The following is a 25,695-nucleotide window of genomic DNA, read 5'->3' as shown; positions in this document are numbered from 1 at the left end:
AATGTTAAAGGAATATAAATCCGTCACAGAAGTTGTAGGACCTCTAATGATAGTAGAAGGTGTCGAAGGGGTAACCTATGAAGAACTCGTAGATATACAACTTCAAAACGGTGAAAAGAGAAGAGGCCGTGTAATAGAAATTGAAGGCTCCAAGGCCATGGTTCAAATTTTTGAAGGCTCAGCTGGTATCAACCTCAAACAAACAAGTGTGAGATTCTTAGGTAGACCCTTGGAACTTGGAGTATCGGGCGATATGATCGGCAGAGTTTTTGACGGTCTTGGAAATCCGATTGATGATGGTCCTAGAATCATGCCTGAAAAGAAACTAGATATAAACGGAACACCTATAAACCCTGTATCCAGAGACTATCCTTCAGAATTTATTCAAACAGGAATATCGACAATAGATGGACTAAACACTCTAGTAAGAGGACAAAAACTTCCTATATTTTCTGGATCTGGTCTACCTCACAATGAAGTAGCTGCGCAAATTGCAAGACAAGCCAGAGTTTTGGGAAAGGGAGACAAATTTGCAGTAGTATTTGCAGCTATGGGTATCACTTTCGAAGAAGCTCAATTCTTTATTGACGACTTTACAAAGACAGGAGCCATAGATAGGGCAGTGCTATTTATGAACTTGGCTGATGACCCAGCTATTGAAAGACTAGCAACTCCAAAGATGGCACTAACTTGTGCCGAATATTTGGCTTTTGATTTAGGTATGCATGTTCTAGTAATTTTGACAGACATGACAAACTACGCCGAGGCCCTTAGGGAAGTGTCAGCGGCTCGTAAAGAAGTGCCTGGTCGTCGTGGTTATCCAGGATATCTTTACACAGACTTGGCAGGCATATATGAAAGAGCTGGTCGTGTGAAGGGAAGGGGAGGTTCTATTACTCAAATACCTATTTTGACAATGCCAGAAGATGATATCACTCACCCAATTCCTGACTTGACAGGATACATTACAGAAGGACAAATTATACTTTCTCGTGAACTCTATAAGCAAGGGATTCAGCCACCTATAAATGCAATCCCATCCCTATCTAGATTAAAGGATAAGGGGATTGGCGAAGGCAAGACAAGAGAAGACCATGCTGATACCATGAACCAAATATATGCAGGTTATACGGCTGGTAAGGAGGCCAAAGAGCTTTCAGTAATCCTTGGAGAAAGTGCTCTTTCAGATGCCGACAAGGCTTTTGCAAAATTCTCAGATGAATTTGAAGCAAAATATGTAGACCAAGGATACTACACTAATAGGTCAATTGAAGATACCTTGAATTTGGGTTGGGAACTTCTTAGCATCTTACCGAAGACAGAGCTAAAGAGAATCAAGGATAAGTATATAGAAAAATATTTACCATCAAAAACTGAAAAAGAAGAAGAGCAAGGAGCTGATTAAAAATGGCAAGGCTCAATGTGACGCCAACTAGGATGAATCTTCATGCCTTGCGCTCTAGGCTTGCCACCTCTACAAGAGGTCATAAACTTTTAAAGGATAAGCAAGATGAACTCATGAGGAGATTTATTGAATCTATAAAGGAAAACAAAATTTTAAGAGAGAGGGTCGAAGCGGCTCTTACAGAATCTTTTCACGATTTCTTTCTGGCAGCAGCTATTATGAGTCCAGAGGTGATGGAAGAGGCGGTTGCACTTCCTACTCAAAAGACTTTGCTGGATATAGATGTAAAAAATGTCATGAGTGTTATGATTCCTGAAATGAAATTCCATACAGAAAAAATTTCAGAATCGGGCTCCATCTTTCCTTATGGTTATGCTAATACAACCTCAGATCTTGATGATGCAATTTCTAAGTTGCAAGAAGTTACAGAGGATTTATTAAAGCTAGCTCAGATGGAAAAAGCATCTCAGTTGATGGCAGATGAAATAGAAAAGACCAGAAGAAGGGTAAATGCTCTAGAGTACAAGACGATACCCGATTTGGAAGAAACTATAAAATATATACGCCAAAAACTTGATGAAAATGATAGAGCCACCATTACAAGGCTTATGAAGGTAAAAGATATAATTTCAAAAGAAAAGACCAAAGAACCAAAAAGAGAAGCGAAAGCTGAAGATCTTATGGTCTAAAAAAAGGACTGCCTTTTGGCGGTCCTTTTAATATTTAAGCCATTTCTAAAATTGATTTTAAAAGAAAAATTGGATAGACTGTCTTATATAATAAGATTAAATCATATAGGAGGATAAAATGAAATTTGATTTTGAATCTATTATAGATAGAAGGGGTTTGGATGCTATTGCCATAGATGGCATAGGCAAGGATATAAAACCAGCACCACAAGAGCCAAAACCTGGATTTGATGTCATACCAATGTGGATTGCAGATATGAATTTCAAAACAGCACAAGGGGTTGTAGATAGTATAAAAAAGAGGGTAGACCATCCAATATATGGATACTTTGCTCCACGCAAGGAATATTTTGATGCAATTATAAAATGGCATGAGAAGTATAAGAAGGTTGAAGGCCTTGAAGCTAAACATATAGGATATGAAAATGGAGTACTTGGAGGACTTATTTCTGCTATGAATGTCTTTTGTTCTAGAGGAGATAAGGTCTTAGTTCATAGCCCAACCTATGTGGGATTTACTAGAGCCTTGGAGAACAACGGCTATGAAATCATTCATTCTCCACTTGTGCTTGATGAAAATAATATTTACAGAATGGATTTCGAAGATATGGAAAAGAAACTGGAAAATCATAAAATCCATGCGGCCATATTTTGCAGTCCCCACAATCCCACTGGAAGAGTCTGGGAAAGAGAAGAGATAGAAAGGGCTATGGAAATTTATAAAAAGCATGATGTATATGTAGTTTCTGATGAAATTTGGTCTGATATAATAATCGGTCCAAATGAACACATTACAAGTCAATCAGTTTCAGAAGATTCAAAACAAAGAACTGTCGCCTTATATGCACCATCAAAAACTTTTAATCTGGCAGGTCTTGTAGGATCATATCATGTGATCTATAACGATTATATAAGACAGAGAATAGAAAAAGAGTCATCTCTTTCCAACTACAACCAAATCAATCTTTTGTCTATGTACGCCCTAATCGGAGCCTATAATGAAAGCGGTCGTGAGTGGGTAGAAGAGATGAAAAAGACCATAAAAAACAACGTGGACTATGCCTGCAAGTTTATAGACGACAACTTCAAAGGAGTAACTTATTCAAAACCTCAAGGCACCTATATGCTGTTTATTGATTGTGACAAATATTGCCGCGAAAAGCACAAAAGCATGGATGAAATAATAAAGGCTGGCTGGGATGTTGGAATAGCTTGGCAAGATGGTAGAAGTTTTCATGGTAAAAGTCACATAAGAATTAATCTAGCCCTGCCACTTGCAATGGTAAAAGAAGCCTTTAAGAGGATGAAGACCTATGTCTTTACAGAGTAGAAGCCATGTTTATTAAAATTTAAAATAAATTAATAAATAAAGATCGGAAAATATTCACATCTTAACTGGTCTTATTTGACTTCAAGAATATTATTTAACGCAGGACGGCTTAATTTCAACGTTACTTGTTCTATATCCGTCAAAAATGTAAGAAGTGAATTTTAGGTAAATCAAATAATACAAAAATTTTCTTGATGAACATACGTGATACTTTTGCTCTTTTACATTCTCAAAAATTCTTTGTAGATCATGTATGATTTAACCACTTTTTTCATTTTGTGAAAATTATAAATTGATTTTTTAAAAATCGGCTTCTGCGAGCAGATAACCAACACTTACATTGAAAAACTTTGAAATTTCAAATTTTTAAATCTTTTGTCAAATATGCTATTAATGTCCATATTTTTTAAGACCCTGTTATTTATAGTAGTATAGACACCAATACAAGCGAAGATAAAAAAATGTAAAAAATATGTATAAATCACTAAAAGTGTGATTACAAATTAAAAAAAGGAGGTGAAAAAATGAAGAATAAAAAAATCAAGACTACGCCATTGCAAAGTTAGTCTTGATTACTGCGATTATCGAATTAATTATAAAAATAATTGATTTGATAGTACAAATTATAAAGTTAGTGACGAGCAATTAGCTTGTTACTAGCTTTATAATAACATTTTATCCTTCATTTGTAAATATGATAAAAATTATATTGATAATTATTCAAATTATCCTATTATTAATCATTATTAAAAAATTATCTTCATAGTTTACTATTAAGAAGAAATTTAAGGACCTTAAAACTCTAATAATATGATTTTGCAGAAAGTTATAAAAAATAACAAAGAGTTATTCGCAGGGTAAAACAAACATAATAATATTAAAATTATAAAAAGTGCTAATTTTTAAATATCTACTTGACCTGAACCTTGGGGACTTTTGTATATTCTAATAAAGAAGGTGGAAATATGCTAAGAAATGAAATTCAAGAAAAGACGGGTTTAAGCAGAAAGGCAATAGAATATTATGAAGAAAAGGGGCTTATACATCCTAAAAAGCTTGAAAATGGTTATAGAAACTACAATAAAGACGATCTAGAATTACTAATAAAAATATCAACCTTTAGGACCTTGGGCATGAGTATAGCTGAAATAGAAAAATGCCTATCAGATTATAAGAGCTTGTCCACAGTTATAAGACAAAAAGAGAATGAGCTTTATATTGATGAAAAGAGAAAAAATGTGCTAAGCCTTATATTGAATGGAGAAAAAGAAGAAGTTGTCAAAAAAGATATTGCTGAGATTGAGGCGCAAGAAACTCTGTATGAAAAATTGGTAAGAGTTTGGCCCGGGTATTTGGGCCAGCTTATATTTGCATCTTATAGACCTTTTTTAAGTGAGATTTTAGATAGTAAAAATAAAATGGCATTCGAAGAATATATAAGATTTTTGGATAATCTTCCTGAATTTAATTTGAGCAAAGATGAGAAGGATTATATTGAAAAGGTGAGTCTTAGTTTTGATATGAAGGCCTTAAATAATTTGGTCGAAAGCAAAAATAGGGCAATTGAAAATGCGGATAAATGGCTTGAAGAAAATAAAGAAATACTAGCAAGATATGAGTCCTACCAAAATAGTGATGCATATAAAAATAGCGAGATGAAAAAGATTAAGGATAAGCTTAAGGCCTTCATGGAAGAAAATAAGTATTATGAGAATGCCATCCCTCTTATTAGAGCCTTTAGCAAGAGCTATAATGAGTATTATGAAAAATTATTAAGGGCCAATGAAAAATATTTAAAGCACAAGTTTTAAAGAGTAACCTATAAGAGTGTATAAATTGACTAAAAGTTAAAGCTGTGAAGATTAAAAAAAGCTATGAGCAGTAAAACTCATAGCTTTTTGTTTTTGTCAAAATCTATCGAGGAATTTTATAAAATCCCCGATTTGATAGCTTTTGATAGATTATTCTGCTGGTTCAAAATCTTCTTTTGAAGCTCCGCAAAGTGGGCAAACCCAATCTGCAGGAAGGTTTTCAAATGCTGTACCTGCATCGATTCCGCCGTCTTCATCTCCTACGGCAGGATCATAGATGTATCCACATACTTGACATTCATATTTCTTCATTATAAATTTCCCCTTTCTATATTTGTTTCATCTTAATTGATTATACCCGAAAAGTAAAGAGAGAAACATCAACTTTGAATCTATATTAATTTTATATGTTAAAAACTCTTATAATATTGAATTTTAGTGGTCTAGGTGTTATTTATTTTAATTTATTGGGTATTGATTCATTATAGAGATATGGAATAACGGGGTTTATTATATGATTTGTTTTTGCGAAAGTCTAAATAGCAATATAGCATACATAAAGGGATTTGTACAAAGGGCTATTGAAAGCATAAGGCCTTACATAAAGGATGATGCGACTCTTTTTGATTTTAAGGTGATTTTAAATGAGCTGCTCGTAAATGGGATTATCCATGGCAATGGCGAGTGCCTAGACAAGTATGTCAAGCTCTCAATTTGCTTTGATGGCAAGAGTATTTTTATTAAGGTAAGCGATGAGGGAGAGGGCGTCAATAGAAATTGCAAAGATCCAAGAGAATTGCGATGTAATGGCAGAGGACTCTTGATTGTGGAGGCCTTAACTGATAAATTATTAATAGAGGGCAACCAGATTACAGTTTTAAAAATCTTGTAAACAGTCCATTTTTTTTAGATAAAGGGACTGTTTTTTTGTGTATTTAATTCCACTATACTTTATTTAGTGATATAATCTAAAAGTTATAAAAAAGGAGAGATTATGAATAAGATTAAGGATATAAGAAATGTGGCAATAATCGCCCACGTCGATCATGGAAAGACCACCTTGGTAGATGCTCTTTTAAAGCAATCAGGAGTTTTTAGAGAAAATCAAAATGTGGCAGAAAGAGTTATGGACTCGGGAGATATAGAAAGAGAAAGAGGAATTACCATACTTTCTAAAAATACTGCTGTCTCATACAAGAATACTAAAATAAATATAATAGACACACCCGGCCATGCTGATTTTGGCGGAGAGGTAGAACGTGTACTTAAGATGGTAGATGGGGTAGTTTTGCTTGTGGATGCTTTCGAAGGTCCCATGCCTCAAACTAAGTTTGTTTTGAAAAAAGCCTTTGAATTGAATCTACTTCCCATAGTATGTATAAACAAGATAGATAGAGATGGAGCAAGGCCTAATGAAGTAGTAGATGAAGTGCTAGACCTTTTTATAGAGCTGGGTGCTGATGAAAGCGTCTTGGAATGTCCATTTGTATTTACATCAGCTAAATTTGGAAAGGCATCTTTGAATTTGGACAAGATGAAGGATAATATGGAAGATCTTTTTGACACAATAATCGACTATATTCCAAGTCCTGCTGCTAAAGAAGGCCCCTTCCAACTTTTGATTTCTACAATAGATTACAATGACTATGTAGGAAGAATCGGGATTGGCAAAATAGAAAGGGGAGAAATTTCTCCACAAAAGCCAGTTGTAATAGTAAATGCTTTGAAAAAAGACCAACAAAAAAAGGTAAAGATTACAGAAGTGTTTGAATATGAAGGCTTGCAAAGAGTGCCTGTTGAAGTGTCATCAGCTGGCTCCATAGTTGCTGTGTCTGGAATTGAAGATATCAATATAGGAGATACAATTTGTTCGCCAGAAGACCCGACTCCACTTGAATTTGTGAAGATATCAGAACCAACCATATCAATGACATTTTCTGTAAACGACTCTCCTTTTGCGGGCAGAGAAGGCAAGTTTTTGACTACTCGTCAAATAAGATCAAGGCTTTTTAGAGAGCTGCAAACTGATGTGAGCCTTAGAGTTGAAGATACAGAAACAACAGATGCCTTTAAAGTGTCTGGAAGAGGCGAGCTGCATCTTTCAGTTTTGATCGAAAGTATGAGAAGAGAAGGCTATGAATTTCAAGTGTCCAAGCCTCAAGTGCTTTTCAAAAAAGAAGCAGATGGCTTATATGAGCCTATGGAAATATTGACAATTCATGTATCAAATGATTTTGTAGGAGCTGTAATAGATAAGATAGGCAGAAGAAAGGGAGAAATGGTCTCCATGGAAGAGCCCTCGGGCGGATATGCCAAGCTAGAATTCAGAATCCCTGCTAGAGGTTTAATAGGATATAGACAAGAGTTTTTGACAGATACAAAGGGAATGGGAATAATGAATTCAATATTTGACGGATATGAAAAATACAAGGGCGATATAGAAAAAAGACAAGTTGCATCAATTATATCTTTTGACACTGGAACAGCCTCTGCCTATGGGCTAAACAATGCTCAAGATAGGGGAAATCTCTTTATAGAACCGGGAGAAGAAGTATATGAAGGTCAAGTTGTAGGAGAAAGTCCCAAGGGAGTAGAACTTGAAGTATCTGTTACAAAGACAAAGAAACAGTCCAATGTCAGAGCATCAGGTTCAGACGAAGCCTTAAAATTATCTCCTGCTATTAAGATGACCTTGGAAGAAGCAATCGAATTTATAGAAGAAGACGAATTAATAGAAGTAACTCCCAAGAATATAAGAGTCAGAAAGAGAATTTTGAGCACTCAAGCAAGGTACAAGTCAAAGAAAAAATAAAATGAAATTTGTAATAAACAAAAAGCAGGTAAGAAATATTATATTTCGTCTTACAGGGGAGGATGAATTAAATGTCACAGCTCCTCTTTATATGGACAACAAGAAGATAGAAAGCATAATTTACAAAAACATGTCCAAAATAAAAAAACTAGTAGAAGACGATAAAAATAGAATAAGTTATGAAAACCCCAAAGACCTATCCTATATTTACTTGTTTGGCGAAAAAATTACACTAGAGCAAGCAGAAAAGGAAAAGACGTATTTTAAAGACGGCATTTTATATATAGCAAAAAATAAAAATATAGAAAGAGAAATAGATAAGTTCTACAAAAAAGAAATGGAAGATTATCTGGCAGAAAGAGTCAAATTCTATGAAAAAATTTTGGGTAAAGGGCCAGAGAATCTAAGACTTAGAAAAATGAAATCTAGATGGGGAACTTGCTACAAGGACAGGAGCCTTATAATACTAAATACTTATCTTGCAAAAAGAAAAAAAGAAGATATAGACTATGTCCTAGCCCATGAGATGACGCATCTATTCGAAGACAATCACTCCAAAGACTTTTATAAACTTTTAGAGCAAATAGAACCCAATTACAAAAAAATCAGATCCCAAATGGGCAGGGTCTAGATTCGCATATGCAGTAAGATAAAAAACCAATAGTCGAGATTTAAAACGACTATTGGTTTTTTATTTCAAAAAAATATTTAACTTAATCATTTGTAATTTGTTGACAAAAATCTTTTATCATATCTAGAAAGCAACGAGCAGATTTGCTAAGAGGATAGGCCTTGTTATATGCAGCGACAATAGGTCTTATAGAGAGTTTTTGGATTGGAGAAAAGAAGGTCAGGGGGAAGTTTTGCGCAGACTCTATACTAAAAAGGCTCGGACAAAAAGTGATGCCAAGTCCTGATGCGGCAAGAATTACAGCATTAGTGATATCATTTGTCTCGGTTAGGACTTGTGGAGTCTTATTAAGAATTCTGGCAGTTTCTTCAAAGGCAGTTCTGAGTCTTTTTTCAGGTGTTAGAATTATAAATTTTTCGTTTTGCAATTCATTTATATCTATTTTTATAAACTTTTCACAGGGCTTTTTACTGCCCTTGTATCTCAGTGCCAAATCGGATTTATCACTTGCTGCGATTAGAACTTTTTCTTCCATCAAAAAATCATAGGTCAAGTCTTTGCTTTTTAAAGGCAGCATTAGAATCGAAAAATCAGTATTTCCTAAACCTGCAAGATCCTCTAATTCTAGCAGAGTTCCCTCAACTATATTAATTTCAATATTGGGATATTTTTTACTAAACATGGGAATGATTTTTGACAAGAGCATTATGCTGTGAAAGTTTAAAGCACCGACAACTACTTTGCCTCTGTCTAAATTATTTATCTCTTCTGCGCCCTTTATTATACTCTTATGAATCAGATTTATATTTTGAAGTCTATTTAGCAAAAACTCCCCAAACTCTGTAAATTTTATTGGATTTGCTTCTCTTATTAGAATTTTAGCACCCAATTCATTTTCCAATCTTATCACATACTGACTAAGAGATGGCTGAGAAACAAATAGGCTGCTAGCAGCAAGAGTAACACTTTTTTTATCGTGAATCTTTTTTAAATATTCATAAGCTTTTTCGTGATCCATAAACAACCTCCCATCACATAACATTTATCCTATGTAAATGATAGTAACAAAAGCCTTAGACTTATGCAAGCGATATCATATATATTCTACTTAACAAAGCTTTGTAATAAAAAAGGGAGAGAAAAAATGGAAAGACTTTTAGAAGATGTGGTTGTTCTAGACCTAACTAGGGTTTTGGCGGGTCCATATTGTGGCATGCTCCTATCTGATATGGGGGCCAAGGTCATAAAGATAGAAATGCCTAAAAAAGGGGACGACTCCAGAGCATACGGACCTTTTGAAAATGGCGAGAGTATGTATTATGCAGGGCTTAATAGGGCCAAGAAGGGGCTTAGCCTAGACTTGAAAAAAGAAGCCGGCAAAAAAATACTTATAGATCTTGTAAAAAAGGCCGACATTTTGATTGAAAATTACAGACCGGGAACAATGGAAAAGTTGGGACTTGGATATGATGTTTTATCTAAAGCAAATCCCAAGTTAATTTATGGCGCTGTATCAGGATTTGGACACACTGGTCCATATTCTAAAAGAGCAGGATATGACATTATAGGTCAGGCTATGGGTGGACTTATGAGTACAACAGGCTGGCCAAACACTCCGCCAACTAGAACGGGAACTCCTATGGGAGATGTGCTTGGCGGTTTGAATTTAGCTATTGGGGTTTTGGCAGCCTTACACAGACAAAGAATGACTGGACAAGGGGAAAAGGTAGATGTTGGACTTGTGGATTCAGTAATTTCTGCAATGCAAAATATCAATATGATTTATTTGTCGGAAGGAAGAATCCCCAAGAAGATAGGCAATAGATATGAGTCGACCTATCCTTATGACTCTTTCAAGGCCAAGGATGGAGATGTAATAATAGCCGCTGCAAATGACAAGCTCTATAAGCAATTTTGCCACTTGATAGAAAGAGACGACCTAATAAGTGATGAAAGATTTGACACTATAAGCAAGAGAGTAAAAAATCACGTAGAAATGAAAGAAGAAATAGAAAAATGGTCAGGAGAAAAAACCATTGACTATATAGCAGATCTTTTAAATGAAAATGGAATACCCTCATGCCCGATAAATACCATTGATAGGGTAGTAAAGAATGAACAATTTTCTAAATATAGAAATATGTTTCCCAAGCAAAATCATCCAGTCGCTGGTGAAATAACTCTTACAAACAATGCCCTAAAATTCACACATTCAAACGCAGACCCCTATGAGCCGGCACCTACTCTTGGTCAGCACAATGAATTTATAATAAAAGAATTTTTGGGCTATGAAGATGATTTTTATGAAAGGCTAAAAGCAGAAGGGGTTATATAGGTTAAGATATGGATAAGAAAAAAGTTAAAATTGTAGAAGTGGGCCCTAGAGATGGTTACCAAAGCATAAAATGCGAAGGACCAATAATAAGTACAGAAATTAAAGAAAAGTATATAGACAAAATTATAGATGCTGGGATTACAAGTTTGCAATTCACATCATTTGTAAGTCCTAAAGCCATACCTCAATTGGCAGATGCCAAGGAACTTACTAAAAGAGTTCTAGAAAAGCACAAGGGCTTGGATTTATTTGCCCTTATTCCCAATATGAGAGGAGCAGAAGATGCTTATAATTTGGGACTTAGAAAAGTTTCCTATGTGGTTTCTTTTAGTAAATCACACAACAAGGCCAATATAAATAGGACTCATGAGCAATCCTTGCAAGCCTACAAAGAAATAGTAGAAAAATTTCCGGATTTGGAAGTTGAGGTCAATTTTGCAACGGCATTTGGCTGTCCATTTGAAGGAAAATACGATAATGTTGAAGAATTTATAGAATTTATAGCTACTTATGCAAACCTCGGACTTAAATCTTTTGTAATAGCAGATACAATCGGTATAGCAGATCCAGCTCAAGTAAAAAAATACACAAAAGCAATCAGAAAAGCCTTTCCAGGGCATGAAATATCCTTGCACTTGCATGATACAAGAGGACTTGGCATAGCAAATTCCTTGGCTGCTCTAGAAGAGGGCATATACAAATTTGAAACGGCTCTTGGAGGACTTGGAGGATGCCCATTTGCACCAGGAGCAAGTGGCAATGTGGCAACTGAGGATTTGGTATGGGCTTTGGAAGAAATGGGATACGATACAGGCATAGACTTCGTAAAACTTGTAGAAGCTTCCAAAGAACAAGCTAAAGACGTAAGGGGAAATTATAGCGGACATCATAAGAATATAGAAAAAATCAGTCCTTTGAAAAATAAATAAGGGGGAAAATCATGAAAGAGAAACTTCAAGCAAGAAGCAAGACACAAAATATAGCTCTTGTAGTAGGCATAATTATATTTATTGCAATGCAATTTTTTTCAGCTCCAAGTGGGCTTAGTGATTTGGGGTACAAGGTTCTAAGCGTAAGTGTGTTGATGATAATATTTTGGATGACAGAGGCAATGCCAATAGCAGCAACAGCCCTTCTACCCATCCTACTTTTCCCCCTTTTGGGAATCACAGGTGCCAAAAATCAAAATGACATAAGACTCTTCTCCCTATATGGATACAAAACAATATTTTTAGTATTGGGAGCAGGTTTTTTAGCCACAGCAATGCAAAGGTGGAACTTACATAGGAGAATAGCTCTCGGCATAGTAAAGACAATAGGAAGCAATGTAAAACTTATAATTTTTGGATTTATTCTAGCAACTGCCTTTGTATCAATGTGGATGTCAAACACAACCGCCACAGTAATGATGTTGCCAGTTGCGATAAGCATAATAAAATCCTTAGAGGGCGAAGTCGATGAAGGATTTGGAAAGGCTTTGATATTATCAATCCCATTTGCATCGACCCTTGGGGGTATGGCGACTGCTATAGGAACAACCACAAACCCTACCGGCATAGGAATTATTTCTGAAGTGTTAGATTATAACATACATTTTGTGTCATGGCTAAAGATAGGACTTCCATTTACAATAGTTATGCTGCCCCTACTGTGGATATATGCAGTTAAGCTATTTAAAGTAGACAAGATGAAGTCCATAAATATAGAAACTATAAACGAAGAATACAATAAACTCGGAAAGATGAATAAGGGCGAAAAATTGACTAGTATAATTTTTGCCTTAGGTATAATAGCATGGGTATCACAACTTTGGTGGGGCAAGTATCTACCATTTGTGACAGACGAAACAATAGCAATAGCAATTGCCGTTGCGACATTGATTATTCCAGTAGACTGGAAAAATGGCATAATGGTCCTCCAAGGCAAGGAAGCTTTTGCAGATGGACCTTGGACGACAATGCTCTTGTTGGCAGGTTCTATGGTTTTAGGAAATGCAATTACTGATTCTGGCGTAGCAGGCTGGATAGCTGGAATGCTTGGTGGTTTGCAAGGTATGCCTGAAATAGTAATAATTATAATTGTAAGTGTTGTGACAGCTGTTCTCACAGAAGTCACTACAAATGCAGTTGTCGTAGCAGCATTTTTGCCAATCTTGGCAGGCATAGGAAAGGCCATAGGCATGGATCCTCTACAATTAATGCTAATATGTATGATTTCAGCTAACTTTGCCTTCATGCTCCCAGCAGGAACACCTCCAAATGCCATAGCCTACTCATCAGGTGCTATTGAAATAAAAGATATGGTAAAAACTGGTCTTGGATTAAAAATAATAGCCCTAATAGTAGCTCCTATAATAATGAAACTTGTGACATTTGGCATTTTGGGAATAGGCATACACTAAGGCTTAAAAAATTAGACGAGGACATTTTTCGTGTCCTCGTTTTTCATTAAGTATTTAAAAATTTCAAGTATTAAAAATCAGAGATATCTTGGCAAAAGTCTTTGAGCATATTTAGAAGAAGGCGGGAGGACTTGCTAAGCTCGTAGGAGGAGTTGTAGGCACAGACTATGGGATTTATGGAGAGCTTCTGTTTGGGGCTTAGGAAGGCAAGCTCTAAGCCAGACTTATACTTTTTTGCATAGACACTAGTGCATAAGGCTATGCCTATGCCTGATGATGCAAGAATGAGGGAGTTATTTATGTCATTTGATTCAGCTATTATACTAACTGGTGTCTTTATAAGGCTGGAGGCCTCATCAAAGGCATCTCTTAGTCTCTTGCCCTTAGTCAAGATTATAAAATTTTCCTTCGAAAGATCGTTTAAATCGACTTCAGGAAAGGTTGAGGGATCTTGCCAATTTTTATAAAGTTTTTTAGCGAGAGGATGATCTTTATTTATAGCTATGAGGACATCCTCGCCTATTAAGTATTCATAGTTTAATTCTTTACTTTTTAAAGGAAGCATCAAAAGAGATAGGTCGGTTTTGCCATGTTCTGCCATTTCTTCCAACTCGGGCAGACTTCCATCGACGATTTTTATTTCTATGCCTGGATATTTTTTTAGAAATTTTGGAAGAAGGGGAGCGAGTATGCTCACGCTGTAATAATTTAAGGTGCCTATGACTATTCTACCTTTTTCAAGGTAATTGATGTCCTCTATATCTTTTTTAAGACTTTTTTGAATGAGATAAATTTTTCTGAGTTTATTTAGCAAAACTTGCCCAAATTCTGTAAATTTTAGAGGTGTAGTTTTTCTTATGAGAATTTCGGCACCCAATTCATCTTCAAGTCTTATTATAAATTGGCTAAGAGCAGGCTGGGAAACATAAAGTTCCGTTGCCGCTTGAGATATGCTGCCGCATTTGTCAATACAAGATAGATATTCGTATGATTTTATGGTGTCCATATTTTCCTCCCTCACATGGTATAAGGCTTACATTATATTTATTATAATATCAAAAACATTAGACTTATGGTAGAGCTTATATATATTATTTATATAAGAAGAAAATTATAGTTTGGTCTTATATCGGTTTGATTTTTTAAAGGTAAGGAAAACGATGTTCACATTTTTTCGTTTAAGATTTCTAAAAAAATTTTAATTATCAACTAGGCTGTATTTTTTTATCAATACTGATATAATTAAATTAAGTTATTGTACATATGTAATTTTAAGATTTGGGGAAAACAAATGAATAGAATTAAAATTATCTCAGGACATTTTGGCTCTGGTAAGACAGAATTTTCTATAAATTACGGAATCTACTTAAAAAAACATTTTCCCAAGGTCGCTGTTGTGGACTTGGATATTATAAATACTTATTTCCGTATTAGAGAAAGGCAGGACTATCTGGAGAAGATTGGAATAGAGTGTATTTCTTCAGCTATACCGCAAAGTAATGCACTTGATATACCAGCTCTTTCTGCAGATATTCTAAGACCACTTGAAAATGATGATTATCAAGTGGTTATAGATGCGGGGGGAAATCCTAAGGGGATTCTTCCGCTTGGTAGATACAAGGGGATTTTGCAAAAGACTCCCTATGAGCACTTCATGGTCATAAATAGAAATCGACCTGAGACTTCAAATTTCCAAGATGCTCTTGGATTTTTAAGACAGATTGAGGCCTATTCTCAGACTAAGGTGACTGGACTTATCAACACTACGCATATGTTAAAAGATACTCGTGTTGAGGATGTCTATTATGGTCAAGAGTTGGTCAAGGAACTTTCGGAAAAACTTGGTCTACCTGTAGTTTATACAGCCTGCATTGAAAGCGTGGCTGAAAAATTAGAAAGGGATTCCATCTTGGGTGAAATTTTCCCTCTAAAACTTATGTTTAGAGATGGATGGATGTGTTAAGGAGGTAATTATGGCTAAGGGAAAAGTTGAATTTCAAGAGTCGAGATGTAAGGGCTGCGGTCTTTGCGTTAAGGTTTGCCCTAAGAAACTCATTGAAATGGACGGCAGTAAGATTAATGTAAAAGGTTATAGCCCTGCTTATGCGGCTAGACCAGAGGAATGTATAGCTTGCGGAAACTGTGCTATTACATGTCCTGATTCAGTTATTTCTGTTTACAGGTTAGGTTAAGGAGGAAAATATGGCAAAGGTATTAATGAAGGGGAATGAAGCCGTTGGGGCTGCAGCAATTAAGGCAGGATGCAAATTTTTCTTCGGATATCCTATAACACCACAATCTGAAGTGCCTGAATATTTTTCAAGGGAACTTCCAAAAATCGGTGGTTGTTATTTACAAGCAGAATCTGAAGTTGCAGCTATAAATATGGTTTATGGAGCTGCTGGAGCAGGGGTCAGAGTTATGACATCTTCATCATCACCAGGGATTGCTCTAAAACAAGAGGGGATTTCTTACATAGCGGGAGCAGAGCTTCCATGTTTAATAGTTGATATGATGAGAGGTGGTCCAGGTCTTGGATCTATCCAACCAGCTCAAGCTGACTATTATATAGCAACAAGGGGCGGCGGAAATGGAGATTATCATACAATTTCTTTCGCACCAGCATCTATTCAAGAAATGGTCGATATTATAATCGAAGGCTTTGATATAGCAGACAAGTATAGAAATCCTGTCATGGTAGTCGGAGACGGTATGATAGGACAAATGATGGAACCAGTTGAATTTAGAGAAAGACCTCAAAGAGAGCTTCCTGAAAAAACTTGGGCTGCCAATGGCAAGGGCGATAGAAAAGAAAACAATATAATAAACTCTCTATATCTTTCAGCAGCTGAACTTGAAGAACACAATAAGCACTTGATTGCAAAATATAAAGAAATTGAAGAAAATGAAATTAGATACGAAGTTCAAGGCGTTGAAGATGCTGAAATAGTATTTTCAGCCTATGGCACTACTTCCAGAATCTGTAAATCTGCAATAGAAATTCTTGCAGAAGAAGGCATCAAGGCAGGTATCGTAAGACCAATTTCTATTTGGCCCTATCCTTATAAGGCATTTAGAAAGATCGGAGATAAATGCAAGGATGTTTTAGTTGTTGAAATGAACCATGGCCAAATGGTTGAAGATGTAACTATCGGAGTAGAAGGAAGACAAAAAGTTCACTTCTATGGAAGATACGGCGGAATGGTTCCAACAGCAGAAGAAATCGCTGAAGAAGCTAAGAAGATTTTGGGGGGTAGAAAATGAGTACAGAAGTAAAAGATATAAAAGTCGTTTATGAAAGATCCAAGGGGCTTACTCCGGTTGAAACTCACTACTGCCCAGGATGCACTCATGGTATAATTCATAAGCTAACAGCAGAATGTCTAGATGAATTGGGACTTTTAGACAAGGCAGTAGGCGTGGCACCAGTAGGTTGCTCAGTTCTTGCTTACAAATATTTTAATTGTGATATGTATGAGGCAGCACACGGACGTGCTCCAGCAGTGGCAACTGGTGTTAAGAGGGCTTTTCCTGATAAATTCGTCTTCACATATCAAGGAGACGGGGACCTTGCCTCTATCGGTACAGCTGAAATTGTTCATGCCGCTCACAGAGGGGAGAGAATTTCAACTATATTTGTAAATAACTGTATTTATGGTATGACAGGCGGACAAATGGCTCCTACAACTCTTATAGGACAAGTTACAACAACTTCTCCTTATGGAAGAGATGAAGCTTGGTCAGGTAAGCCTATAAAGGTAAGTGAAATGCTTGCTACTATCGATGGCGCAAAGTTTGTGGAAAGAGTGTCTGTTGATACACCTCAAAACATCAGAAAGGCTAAAAAAGCGATAAAGGATTGTTTCCAAGTTCAACTTGAAGGAAAGGGATTTGGAATAGTTGAAGTACTATCAACTTGTCCTACTAACTGGGGACTTCCACCAGTAGATGCTCTACAATGGCTCAGGGATAATATGATTCCTTATTATCCACTTGGAAACTTCAGGAGGGACTAGTATGGAAAAGAAAATTATAATGGCAGGATTTGGTGGTCAAGGTGTAATGGCTATGGGCCAACTTACCACATATGCAGGAATGATTGAAGGACACTATGTTTCATGGATGCCATCTTATGGTCCTGAAATGCGTGGGGGATCTGCCAACTGCTCAGTTGTAGTTTCAGATGAACCAGTAGGAGCACCAGTTATCTCTGTTGCAACAGATGTAATTGCCATGAACCAACCTTCCTACGAAAAATTCGTCACCATGCTCAAAAAGGGTGGAAATTTGTTCGTGAACTCATCTTTAGTTCATGTTGATAATCCTAGAGATGACATAAATATTTATGAAATTCCAGTAAATGAAATCGCTATGGAACTTGGAAATCCTAAAGTTGCCAACATGGTTATGCTAGGAGCTTTTATAAAAGTTACAGAAATTGTAGGCGAAGAATCAGTTCTAAAAGCTTTCACAAAAGTTTACGGAGATTCTAAGAAGAAATTGATTCCATTAAACCAAAAAGCTCTTGAAGAAGGACAAAAACAAGTAGGACAAGAAGGCTCTCAAGATAAAAAGCTTGAAGGACACAAGAGAACTCCTGATGCCAACTTGGTAAGCCCTGAAGGAGAAGCTTCCTATCTAAAAGATAGAGCCGAAAAGGTATCTTTGGAATCTAAGATTTTCTCAGATGACCTTTCAATCGCAAAGGCTGCTATTTTAAATGCAACTGAGTCTATAAACTTTTATAGAATGTCTTCGAAACAATTTGAAGGTCAAGATGCTGGTAGAATCTTTGCATCTCTTGCTAAACAAAAAGAAGAACATGTTGATTATCTAAATAGACTTAGAATTAGACTTGAAAGTGGCGAAGAACAAAAAGCGTCTTATCAAGCTGACAAGGAAGATATGAATTGGGGAAAGCTAGATCCAGCAATGGCATCTATGGCTCTTTCAGTATTCTCCGTAGCTATGAATCTTGTAGAAAAGAATGTGGACTTTTATGAAAAGGCTATAGAAAAATCTAAAGACGAAAAAGCTAAGGCCCTCTACAAAGAATTGATTTATTGGGAAAGATTCCACTATGATCAACTTAAGGGTCAATACGAAACTTATAAGGAAATTTGGTGGTCAGATCAATCATTCTCACCATTCTAGAAAGAAAATAATATATAAATATAAAAAACAATTTAGATAAAGGCTTATTGAATTAGGGATTTTAGAAAACTGATTTAGGAAGTCTTTAGGTGGAAAAAGGCTATGAGTTTAAATTCATAGCCTTTTTTATAGTTAAATATTGCTGCTATCGGGAGTGTTTTTAAGTTTTGATAGATAAACGTGCGTTAATCTAATTGTAAATGCCCCAGACGGTTTTTAAATGTCTTCTATATTAGCCTAGGCACACCAAAAATTCACATATTTTGATAAAATATAGAAAGGAGGTACTTATGCCATTTGAAATAGTGAGAAACAACATAGTGAATATAAAAGTGGATGCGATTGTAAATACGGCAAATCCTAAGCCTATAGTAGGTGGCGGAGTAGATAGTGAGATTCACAAAGGTGCAGGGCCAGAGCTTCTCATTGCGAGAAAGGAAATAGGCGACATACCCTTTGGCAAAGCTTTTATTACGTCTGCATATAACTTAAAGGCAAAATATGTAATCCACACTTCAACTCCATCGTGGGAAGGCGGATACAAGGGGGAAGGAGAAATACTTTCATCCTGCATTAAAAACTCTTTAAACTTGGCGAAAGAAAAGGGCTGCAACTCTATAGCCATGCCTTTGATTGGAACGGGAACCTGTGGATATCCAAGCGACTTGGCGCTTCAAATTACCATTAAAGAAGTGAGCGGATTTTTATTAAAAAACGAAATGCGAATCTACCTTGCAGTCTTTTCAAAGAACGCTTTTTCATTGTCAAAAAAACTCTTTCAGTCGGTAAAAGAATATATTTCAGAAAACTACGTGGAAGAAAAAATAAATGAAGAATACATAGGCTCATTTTACAGAAGCTATAATATAGAGCCCGCCAAGATGGCATCCCTTATACAAGACAGTGAAAGTATTGAGGACATTTTAAAAAATTTGGACGAAGGATTCTCTAAGACCTTATTAAGACTCATAGACAAGTCCGGCAAGACGGATCCTAAAGTTTATAAAAAGGCAAATATTGACAGAAAACTTTTTTCCAAAATCAAAAATAATCCCGACTATCGCCCCTCAAAGACCACAGCAATAGCCTTTGCCTTGGCATTGGAACTGAATAAGGAAGGGATGGAAGATTTAATAGGAAAAGCAGGCTATGCTCTCACAAGAAGCAGCAAGTTTGATGTAATAATTGAGTATTTTATCGAAAGAAAAAATTACAATATCTTTGAAATAAACGAAGTATTATTTGCTTTTGACCAACCTTTAATTGGAGGATAAATGTCGCCTTGGAAGTGACCTAAATGTCTTCTTGATTTTTTACAATATAGTAAAAGAAAGGGAGGATAAAAATGATAGAACTTGTATTTATATTAGATAAGAGTGGCTCGATGGAAGGCTTGGAAAAGGATACAATAGGTGGGTTTAACTCCATGATCGAAAGGCAAAAAAAAGAAGAGGGAGAAGCCTATGTCTCCACAATATTATTTAACCAAGAGAGTAAAGTAATACACGACAGAGTATCCATAAAAGACGTGCCAAAGCTGACAGAGGAAGAATACTATGTAGAAGGCTGCACCGCACTACTTGATGCAGTGGGAGGAGCCATAAAACACATGGGAAACATTCACAAGTATGCCCGCAAAGAAGATGTGCCAGATAAGACGTTATTTGTAATCACCACAGATGGCATGGAAAATGCCAGCAGAAGATACGGTTACAGAGAAGTAAAAAGACTAATCACCAACCAAAGAGATAAATACGGCTGGGAATTTATTTTCTTAGGCGCAAACATAGATGCAGAAGAAGAAGGAGAAAAATTTGGCATAAAAAGAGAAATGGCGGTAAAGTATCACAGCGACGAAAAAGGCACAGAACTAAATTACAGAGTAATAGGAAACGCCATATCCTATGTAAGAAGAAACAAAGGAAGAGTCGACAAACACTGGAAGGACGAAATTACAGAAGACTACAAAAACAGAAAAGACAAAAGATAAAAATAATTAAAGACATGCTTTGTTATGGTGGAGCTTTTTATCGGGGATATTAGAAAGGGTGTGTATACCCTTTAATATTAAATAGAACTTTAAATAAGTCTTCTTCTACTTTATTTTAGTCCTAAATTAGTATATGTCTAACTTTTTGCCTTTCCCCTCAAGGATTATACCTTACATTAACTCTTCTCATTGTATGCATTTCCAAGATGTAAAACTGTATATATTCAAGCAAACAAAAAGGCCTTTAAGACAAATCTTAAAAGCCTTATTTTTTATCCCAAGGTTACATCCATTATCATCATTAGAATAAAGCCAACGATGATACCGTAGGTGGCTTCTCTTTCGTAGCCGTTTGAGTGGGTCTCGGGGATTATTTCGTCGCTTATGACAAAGAGCATTGCTCCTGCAGCAAGGGCCAATATAAATCCGATGAGGCTTTGAAAGAGGGATGTAAGCCCGTAGCCTATAAAGGCTCCTATGGGTTCCACAAGTCCTGTCAAGGTCGCTATAAAAAATGCTTTCTTAGGCGAATAATTTTCTCTCACTAAGGACAGGGCAACTGCAAGACCCTCAGGCATATTTTGAAGTGCAATGCCAAGGGCTATTGCTATACCATCTTGTAAGTTTTCCGTACCGAAGCCCACGCCTGTTGCCAAACCTTCTGGGAAGTTGTGAATTGTAATTGCTATAATAAAGAGCCAAATTTTTTTAAGGCTGTCTGTATTTTTACCCTCCACTCTCTTGTCAAGCAAGTGTTCGTGTGGAGCATACTTGTCAATTAAGTCAAGCATGACTCCGCCTAAAAATATTCCTAGAGATGTAATTAGGACTGCTTTTACATCTCCACCTCCGTATTCAATAGAGGGCATGATAAGGGAGAAGCACGTTGCCGCAAGCATGACTCCAGCTGCTGCTCCAAGTAGCACATCTAAAAGGTTTTGGGATACATTTCTTGTAAAAAATATGGGGATGGCGCCTAGACCTGTTGCAAGTCCTGGAAGGATACATCCTAAAATAATTGCTAATTCCAAATTTTACCTCCGTATACATATTAACCCATAATATTAGGGGATAAATTTTAACGTTTCAATAAGTTTGTCTATATCTTCAAAGGTGTTGAAAGTGGATAGAGATACTCGCACCATACCTCTTTTATCCGTTGCCAGGGCCTTGTGAAAGAAAGGGGCGCAGTGAAGTTTCGCCCTCGTGGCGATCTCTTTCTTTTGCCAAAGTATGTCTGTCACTTCTTCTGAAGAGTAGTCCTTGTAGTTAAAGGACACAATTGGCCCGTGGGGATAGTCGTGGTCTCCATAAAGCCTTACGCCATCCAAAGACTTCAAGGATTTGTAAAGGTAGGATGAAAGTTCAAACAGGTCCTTTGAAATTTTATCAATTCCTATTGACTTTACATACTTTACTCCAGCCAAAAGTCCCAAGTTTGAATGGACATTTATTGTGCCGTATTCAAATATGTCAGGTATAAAGGGGCTTTGGTGTTCGTCATTTGAATTTCCACCGCCGCCTGAGAAGACTTCTTCAAATTTTATATCTCCTTTTACGGCAAGGCCTCCCGTGCCCTGCGGCCCGTAAAGGGACTTGTGCCCCGTAAAGCAAAGGACGGTGTGGTCAAAGTCTTTTAAACTTAAGTCCATGGTGCCTGCAGCCTGTGCTCCATCTATGATTAAAATAAGTCCGTGTTTTTTACAAAAGTCTGCCGCAGTTTTTAAGTCGGTGATCTGTCCCGACACATTTGACATGGCAGTAATACAGAGAGCCTTTGTGTTTTTTTGAAGGAGTTTATTTAAGAAGCTTAGGTCGATTTTATCGCCTGCTAAAGGCAAGTAGGACACTTCTACGCCTTTAAGCTTTAAGTGATTTAAAGGACGAAGGACGGAGTTGTGTTCCGCCATTGAAGTTATTATGTGATCTTTTTCGTGTAAAAGTGAATTTAAAACCAAGTTAAGGGCAGTAGTGACATTTGCACAGAGGGATACGTTAAGTGACTTAACGCCGAAAAGTTCTCCCAACTCTTCTCGCAAATCGTAAAGTGCTCTTAGAGAATTTAAAGACATTTCATATGAGCCTCTGTTGGGGTTTGCGAAATGATGAGAGTTAATGCCTTCCATTACGGCAATGCCTACTGAATCAGGCTTTATTAAAGTTGTTGATGCATTATCCAAGTAAATCATTTGAGATCGTAAATTCCTTCTATATTTTCTCTGCCTAAAATTTTCACAACGTCATCTAAATTTTCTCCCACTTTAAGACCGAATCCGCAGTCCGATGTTACCCAAGAGGGCAGAGTAATGAGACGGGTTTTTAAGTCCTTAGTCTTTTTTTCCGCTTCCATGGCATAGTTTGCCGACTTAAAGGTTAAAAGTTTGTAACTCAACAAGGTTTCACTGTCCTGTAATGTATTTGCAGATCCACAATGTTGTCCATATTTGTCACTTGACCTACTTTAAGATCATCTTTTAAGTTGTAGTTGCCTAAGCAAAGGCCGCAGGATAGGACAGTCGTGCCCTTTGACTCCAACTTTTTAAGGTCAGCTACGGTGTTTTCATTTATTGTGGAAAGCCTTACACCATGATTGTAAAGGACTACATATGTGGGGACTTGGTCTTTTTCTGAAAGGGAGTAGAGAAATCCTTCCAAAAGTTTTTTGGAAAATTCCTCGTCTCCTATGCCAAGTTCATCAGATGAAAATACTACAATAAATTCGTCCTTGCTGTAGTCTTGTTCAACTTTTTTCTCCTTATCTTTTTTAAATTTTACTTTGTAGACCTTGTCTTTTTTTTCTACATCTGTATCGTAGCCCAATTGGTCAGCCATCTTGGAGAGATTTTCAGTTGCGATTTCATTATCTACAAGGACTGTAAATTCTTTTGGGGTTTCTTCTTTAATTAACTTTTTCGCAAGTATTACAGGTCTTGGACAAAGAAGTCCAAGAGCATTGATTTCTTTCATTTTTTACCTCACTATTATTTTTTTATCTTGAGCGGGAATTATTTCTCCAACAATTGCTGCGGGAATTCCTGCACGTTTCAACTCTTCCAAAATTTTTTCTCCATCTTCTGCAACTGCCGCCAAAATACCTCCAGATGTTTGGGGATCGAAAAGGACTTCTTCCAAGGCAAAGTCCTGGATTTCAAAGTCCACCAAATTGGCATAAGACTTTCTGTTGCGCTGGCCTCCTGCAGTAAAGAGAAATTCCTCTGCAGCCTCCTTGGCACCGGGAAGTATTTTTAAATTTTTTGAATAAATCACAGCTGTGTCTGAGACCATTTCACTCAAGTGACCTATAAGGCCAAAGCCTGTCACATCAGTCATGGCATTTACTTTGTACTTTTTAAGTATTTCGCAGGCATACTTGTTTAAAGTTCTCATGGACTCCACTGCGCCTTCAAAATATTTATCCTCACATTCACCCACAGTTCTTGCAGATGAGAGTAGGGACACTCCCAGGGGCTTTGTAAGTATTAATTTGTCGCCCACTTTTGAGGAGCTATTGTTGTAAATTTTTTTCGGATTTAAAGTTCCCATGACACAGAGTCCATATTTTATCCTAGGGTCGTGAATGGAATGGCCGCCCACCAAGCTACACTGGGCCTCTTTAAGTTTTGCAGCACCACCCTTTAATATTTCTTCCAAAATAATTCTGTCTTCCTCTTCTGGAAAGCAGACTAAGTTAAGTGCCGCCACAGGCTCGCCACCCATGGCATAAATATCTGACAGGGCATTTGCCGCTGCAATTTCTCCAAAGGCAAAAGGGTCTTCTACCATTGGAGGAAAGAAGTCGCAGGTAAGTGCCACTGCTATATCGTCACTTAATTTTATAATGGCGGCATCGTCATTTTTTGCAAAGCCTTCCAAGACTTCCTTTCTCTTAAATACTTCCAATATGTCTAAAGTTGCTTTTAAAGAGGAGGCTGAAATTTTTGCATTACAACCTCCGCATACTTGAAGCTTCATCGTTTCACCTCTACACTCACTATAACACTTTAAAAAATTTTTTAAAACAACTATAATAAAGCTATGTTTAAAGCGACAGATTATGAAGAAATTTTAAAATTTAAAAATCCTCTCTTTATTGACTTGCGAAGTGAAGGAGAGTTTGAAGACGGGACAATTTTAGGGGCAATATCCATGCCTCTACTTTCAAATGAGGAGAGAAAAATTGTAGGTACTCTCTATGTGTCAGGAGATGTAAAGGGAGCAAAGGAAAAAGGTGTGGAGTTTTTTGCGCCTAAGCTTACTGATTATTATAGGCGCATTTCCCAAATGGAAGAAGAACATGAAGTTGTCATCTTTTGTTCCAGGGGAGGTTTTCGTTCCACTGCACTTTTTAATCTCTTAAAGACCTTGGGACACAATGTCTACAAGTTAAATTACGGATACAAGGCATATAGAAAATATGTACTTAACTTTATGGACACCCTTGAGGATTACAAGTATGTGGTCCTTAAAGGCTACACTGGCTGTGGCAAGACGGAAATTTTAAAAGAGTTAAGGAAGCGAGGTGAGAATGTCCTTGACCTTGAAGGGCTTGCAAAACACAGAGGTTCCCTCTTTGGTGGAGTTGGCATGGGACCACAGCCTTCTCAAAAGACCTTTGAGTCGGAGCTTATGGAAAGCTTTAAAAGTTTTAAACAAGGTCCGATCTTTGTAGAAGGAGAGTCCTCACGCATAGGAAGCATAAATCTTCCTGCAAAACTTATAAAGGCTATGGCACAGACGGATAAAGTTTTTTTAATCGAGGACACAATTGAAAGAAGAATAGAGAGAATTAAATCAGACTATTTAAGTGACTATGGCTTGGAGAAAAAAGAAGAAATTATCTCGGCATTTGAAAATTTAAAGAGATATATAAGTGCCAAGAGATACGAAAATTATTTGAAGATGGTGGATGAAGAAAACTTCGATTTTATAATTAAAGACTTGATAATAAAATACTATGACGCCAATTACTCTATAAATAAGGACAAAATTTTTTATAAAGTTTTTAGTGAAGATATTAAAAAATCCTGTGACACAATACTTAATATCCTAAAATAAAAGCATCTCAAAGCGGACTTTTATTTTTATGTTGGATTTGTAATAAGAACTAATACAAAAAATGAGAAATTGGAAAATAATT

At 36.6% G+C, this 25,695-nt stretch carries 26 protein-coding genes; 18 read left to right on the top strand and 8 right to left on the bottom strand.

The features are described 5' to 3' along the window. Nucleotide 1 precedes the first annotated feature (1 nt). The 4 genes from LV469_04410 to LV469_04395 all read left to right on the top strand — a co-directional run bounded on the left by LV469_04410 (nt 2) and on the right by LV469_04395 (nt 5,235). Nucleotides 2-1,405: a V-type ATP synthase subunit B gene (locus LV469_04410; GenBank protein UHR03536.1), complete on the top strand. Its 1,404-nt coding sequence runs from the start codon at nt 2-4 to the stop codon at nt 1,403-1,405. 2 nt (nt 1,406-1,407) lie between these two features. Next, complete coding sequence (locus LV469_04405; protein UHR03535.1) at nt 1,408-2,094, top strand: V-type ATP synthase subunit D; 687 nt, start codon at nt 1,408-1,410, stop codon at nt 2,092-2,094. A 118-nt stretch (nt 2,095-2,212) separates the two neighbouring features. Further along, the gene (locus tag LV469_04400) at nt 2,213-3,424 is read left to right on the top strand and encodes an aminotransferase class I/II-fold pyridoxal phosphate-dependent enzyme (protein UHR03534.1); all 1,212 of its coding nucleotides are present in this window, start codon (nt 2,213-2,215) and stop codon (nt 3,422-3,424) included. A 965-nt stretch (nt 3,425-4,389) separates the two neighbouring features. Then, the gene (locus LV469_04395) at nt 4,390-5,235 is read left to right on the top strand and encodes a MerR family transcriptional regulator (GenBank protein ID UHR03533.1); all 846 of its coding nucleotides are present in this window, start codon (nt 4,390-4,392) and stop codon (nt 5,233-5,235) included. A gap of 150 nt (nt 5,236-5,385) precedes the next feature. On the opposite strand, the gene LV469_04390 is transcribed toward LV469_04395, so the two are convergent. Then, nucleotides 5,386-5,547 (bottom strand): rubredoxin, encoded by a 162-nt coding sequence (locus LV469_04390; GenBank protein ID UHR03532.1) that lies wholly within the window; start codon nt 5,545-5,547, stop codon nt 5,386-5,388. 202 nt (nt 5,548-5,749) lie between these two features. Here LV469_04390 and LV469_04385 point away from each other — a divergent pair, with 202 nt between their 5' ends. The 3 genes from LV469_04385 (at nt 5,750) to LV469_04375 (ending at nt 8,678) form a co-directional block, all read left to right on the top strand. Continuing rightward, nucleotides 5,750-6,127: an ATP-binding protein gene (locus tag LV469_04385; protein ID UHR03531.1), complete on the top strand. Its 378-nt coding sequence runs from the start codon at nt 5,750-5,752 to the stop codon at nt 6,125-6,127. 102 nt (nt 6,128-6,229) lie between these two features. Then, a complete protein-coding gene (gene typA, locus LV469_04380; protein ID UHR03530.1) occupies nt 6,230-8,047 on the top strand; it encodes a translational GTPase TypA in 1,818 nt (605 codons plus the stop codon). Between the two features lies 1 nt (nt 8,048). Then, complete coding sequence (locus LV469_04375) at nt 8,049-8,678, top strand: M48 family metallopeptidase (protein ID UHR03529.1); 630 nt, start codon at nt 8,049-8,051, stop codon at nt 8,676-8,678. A gap of 82 nt (nt 8,679-8,760) precedes the next feature. Here LV469_04375 and LV469_04370 read toward each other — a convergent pair whose 3' ends face one another. After that, a complete protein-coding gene (locus LV469_04370; GenBank protein ID UHR03528.1) occupies nt 8,761-9,696 on the bottom strand; it encodes a LysR family transcriptional regulator in 936 nt (311 codons plus the stop codon). A gap of 126 nt (nt 9,697-9,822) precedes the next feature. Here LV469_04370 and LV469_04365 point away from each other — a divergent pair, with 126 nt between their 5' ends. Genes LV469_04365 through LV469_04355 form a run of 3 tightly spaced genes read left to right on the top strand, consistent with a single transcriptional unit; the run spans nt 9,823 to nt 13,414 of the window. Then, nucleotides 9,823-11,013 (top strand): CoA transferase, encoded by a 1,191-nt coding sequence (locus tag LV469_04365; GenBank protein UHR03527.1) that lies wholly within the window; start codon nt 9,823-9,825, stop codon nt 11,011-11,013. Between the two features lie 8 nt (nt 11,014-11,021). Next, a complete protein-coding gene (locus tag LV469_04360; GenBank protein UHR03526.1) occupies nt 11,022-11,942 on the top strand; it encodes a hydroxymethylglutaryl-CoA lyase in 921 nt (306 codons plus the stop codon). 11 nt (nt 11,943-11,953) lie between these two features. Beyond that, entirely contained in the window at nt 11,954-13,414 is a 1,461-nt protein-coding gene (locus tag LV469_04355; GenBank protein UHR03525.1) for a DASS family sodium-coupled anion symporter, read from the top strand. A gap of 70 nt (nt 13,415-13,484) precedes the next feature. On the opposite strand, the gene LV469_04350 is transcribed toward LV469_04355, so the two are convergent. After that, nucleotides 13,485-14,420, bottom strand: a complete 936-nt coding sequence (locus tag LV469_04350) for a LysR family transcriptional regulator (protein ID UHR03524.1) — start codon at nt 14,418-14,420, stop codon at nt 13,485-13,487. 285 nt (nt 14,421-14,705) lie between these two features. Between LV469_04350 and LV469_04345 the strand changes: the two genes are divergently transcribed. From LV469_04345 to LV469_04315, 7 genes are all read left to right on the top strand, one after another. Then, nucleotides 14,706-15,377, top strand: a complete 672-nt coding sequence (locus LV469_04345; GenBank protein UHR03523.1) for an ATP-binding protein — start codon at nt 14,706-14,708, stop codon at nt 15,375-15,377. 10 nt (nt 15,378-15,387) lie between these two features. After that, nucleotides 15,388-15,606, top strand: coding sequence for a 4Fe-4S binding protein (locus LV469_04340; GenBank protein ID UHR03522.1), 219 nt, complete (start codon nt 15,388-15,390; stop codon nt 15,604-15,606). 10 nt (nt 15,607-15,616) lie between these two features. Beyond that, nucleotides 15,617-16,678 carry a 3-methyl-2-oxobutanoate dehydrogenase subunit VorB gene (locus tag LV469_04335; GenBank protein UHR03521.1) on the top strand — a complete coding sequence of 354 codons (1,062 nt, stop codon included), beginning with the start codon at nt 15,617-15,619 and terminating at the stop codon, nt 16,676-16,678. Continuing rightward, a complete protein-coding gene (locus LV469_04330; protein UHR03520.1) occupies nt 16,675-17,430 on the top strand; it encodes a thiamine pyrophosphate-dependent enzyme in 756 nt (251 codons plus the stop codon). The genes LV469_04335 and LV469_04330 overlap by 4 nt, the downstream gene beginning before the upstream one ends. Nucleotide 17,431: 1 nt before the next feature. Next, nucleotides 17,432-18,568 (top strand): 2-oxoacid:acceptor oxidoreductase family protein, encoded by a 1,137-nt coding sequence (locus tag LV469_04325; protein ID UHR03519.1) that lies wholly within the window; start codon nt 17,432-17,434, stop codon nt 18,566-18,568. 290 nt (nt 18,569-18,858) lie between these two features. Continuing rightward, a complete protein-coding gene (locus LV469_04320; protein UHR03518.1) occupies nt 18,859-19,842 on the top strand; it encodes a macro domain-containing protein in 984 nt (327 codons plus the stop codon). A gap of 71 nt (nt 19,843-19,913) precedes the next feature. Beyond that, nucleotides 19,914-20,558: a VWA domain-containing protein gene (locus tag LV469_04315; GenBank protein ID UHR03517.1), complete on the top strand. Its 645-nt coding sequence runs from the start codon at nt 19,914-19,916 to the stop codon at nt 20,556-20,558. 272 nt (nt 20,559-20,830) lie between these two features. Here LV469_04315 and LV469_04310 read toward each other — a convergent pair whose 3' ends face one another. From LV469_04310 to selD, 5 genes are read right to left on the bottom strand one after another with little or no spacing between them, the layout of a single operon-like run. Continuing rightward, nucleotides 20,831-21,589: a ZIP family metal transporter gene (locus tag LV469_04310; GenBank protein UHR03516.1), complete on the bottom strand. Its 759-nt coding sequence runs from the start codon at nt 21,587-21,589 to the stop codon at nt 20,831-20,833. Between the two features lie 33 nt (nt 21,590-21,622). Then, nucleotides 21,623-22,747: an aminotransferase class V-fold PLP-dependent enzyme gene (locus LV469_04305; protein UHR03515.1), complete on the bottom strand. Its 1,125-nt coding sequence runs from the start codon at nt 22,745-22,747 to the stop codon at nt 21,623-21,625. Continuing rightward, nucleotides 22,744-22,950: a DUF3343 domain-containing protein gene (locus LV469_04300; protein ID UHR03514.1), complete on the bottom strand. Its 207-nt coding sequence runs from the start codon at nt 22,948-22,950 to the stop codon at nt 22,744-22,746. Before LV469_04300 ends, LV469_04305 begins: the two co-directional genes overlap by 4 nt. Further along, nucleotides 22,947-23,525, bottom strand: coding sequence for a sulfurtransferase-like selenium metabolism protein YedF (yedF, locus tag LV469_04295; protein UHR03513.1), 579 nt, complete (start codon nt 23,523-23,525; stop codon nt 22,947-22,949). Before yedF ends, LV469_04300 begins: the two co-directional genes overlap by 4 nt. A gap of 3 nt (nt 23,526-23,528) precedes the next feature. Continuing rightward, a complete protein-coding gene (gene selD / locus LV469_04290; GenBank protein UHR03512.1) occupies nt 23,529-24,530 on the bottom strand; it encodes a selenide, water dikinase SelD in 1,002 nt (333 codons plus the stop codon). Between the two features lie 63 nt (nt 24,531-24,593). Here selD and mnmH point away from each other — a divergent pair, with 63 nt between their 5' ends. After that, nucleotides 24,594-25,613 (top strand): tRNA 2-selenouridine(34) synthase MnmH, encoded by a 1,020-nt coding sequence (mnmH, locus tag LV469_04285; GenBank protein ID UHR03511.1) that lies wholly within the window; start codon nt 24,594-24,596, stop codon nt 25,611-25,613. Nucleotides 25,614-25,695 lie beyond the last annotated feature (82 nt).

It is taken from the genome of Peptoniphilus sp. GNH, assembly GCA_021307325.1.
Classification (GTDB): domain Bacteria; phylum Bacillota; class Clostridia; order Tissierellales; family Peptoniphilaceae; genus KA00134.
Note: the sequence above shows the minus strand (reverse complement) of the source record. Positions and strands in the feature narration are given on the sequence as shown.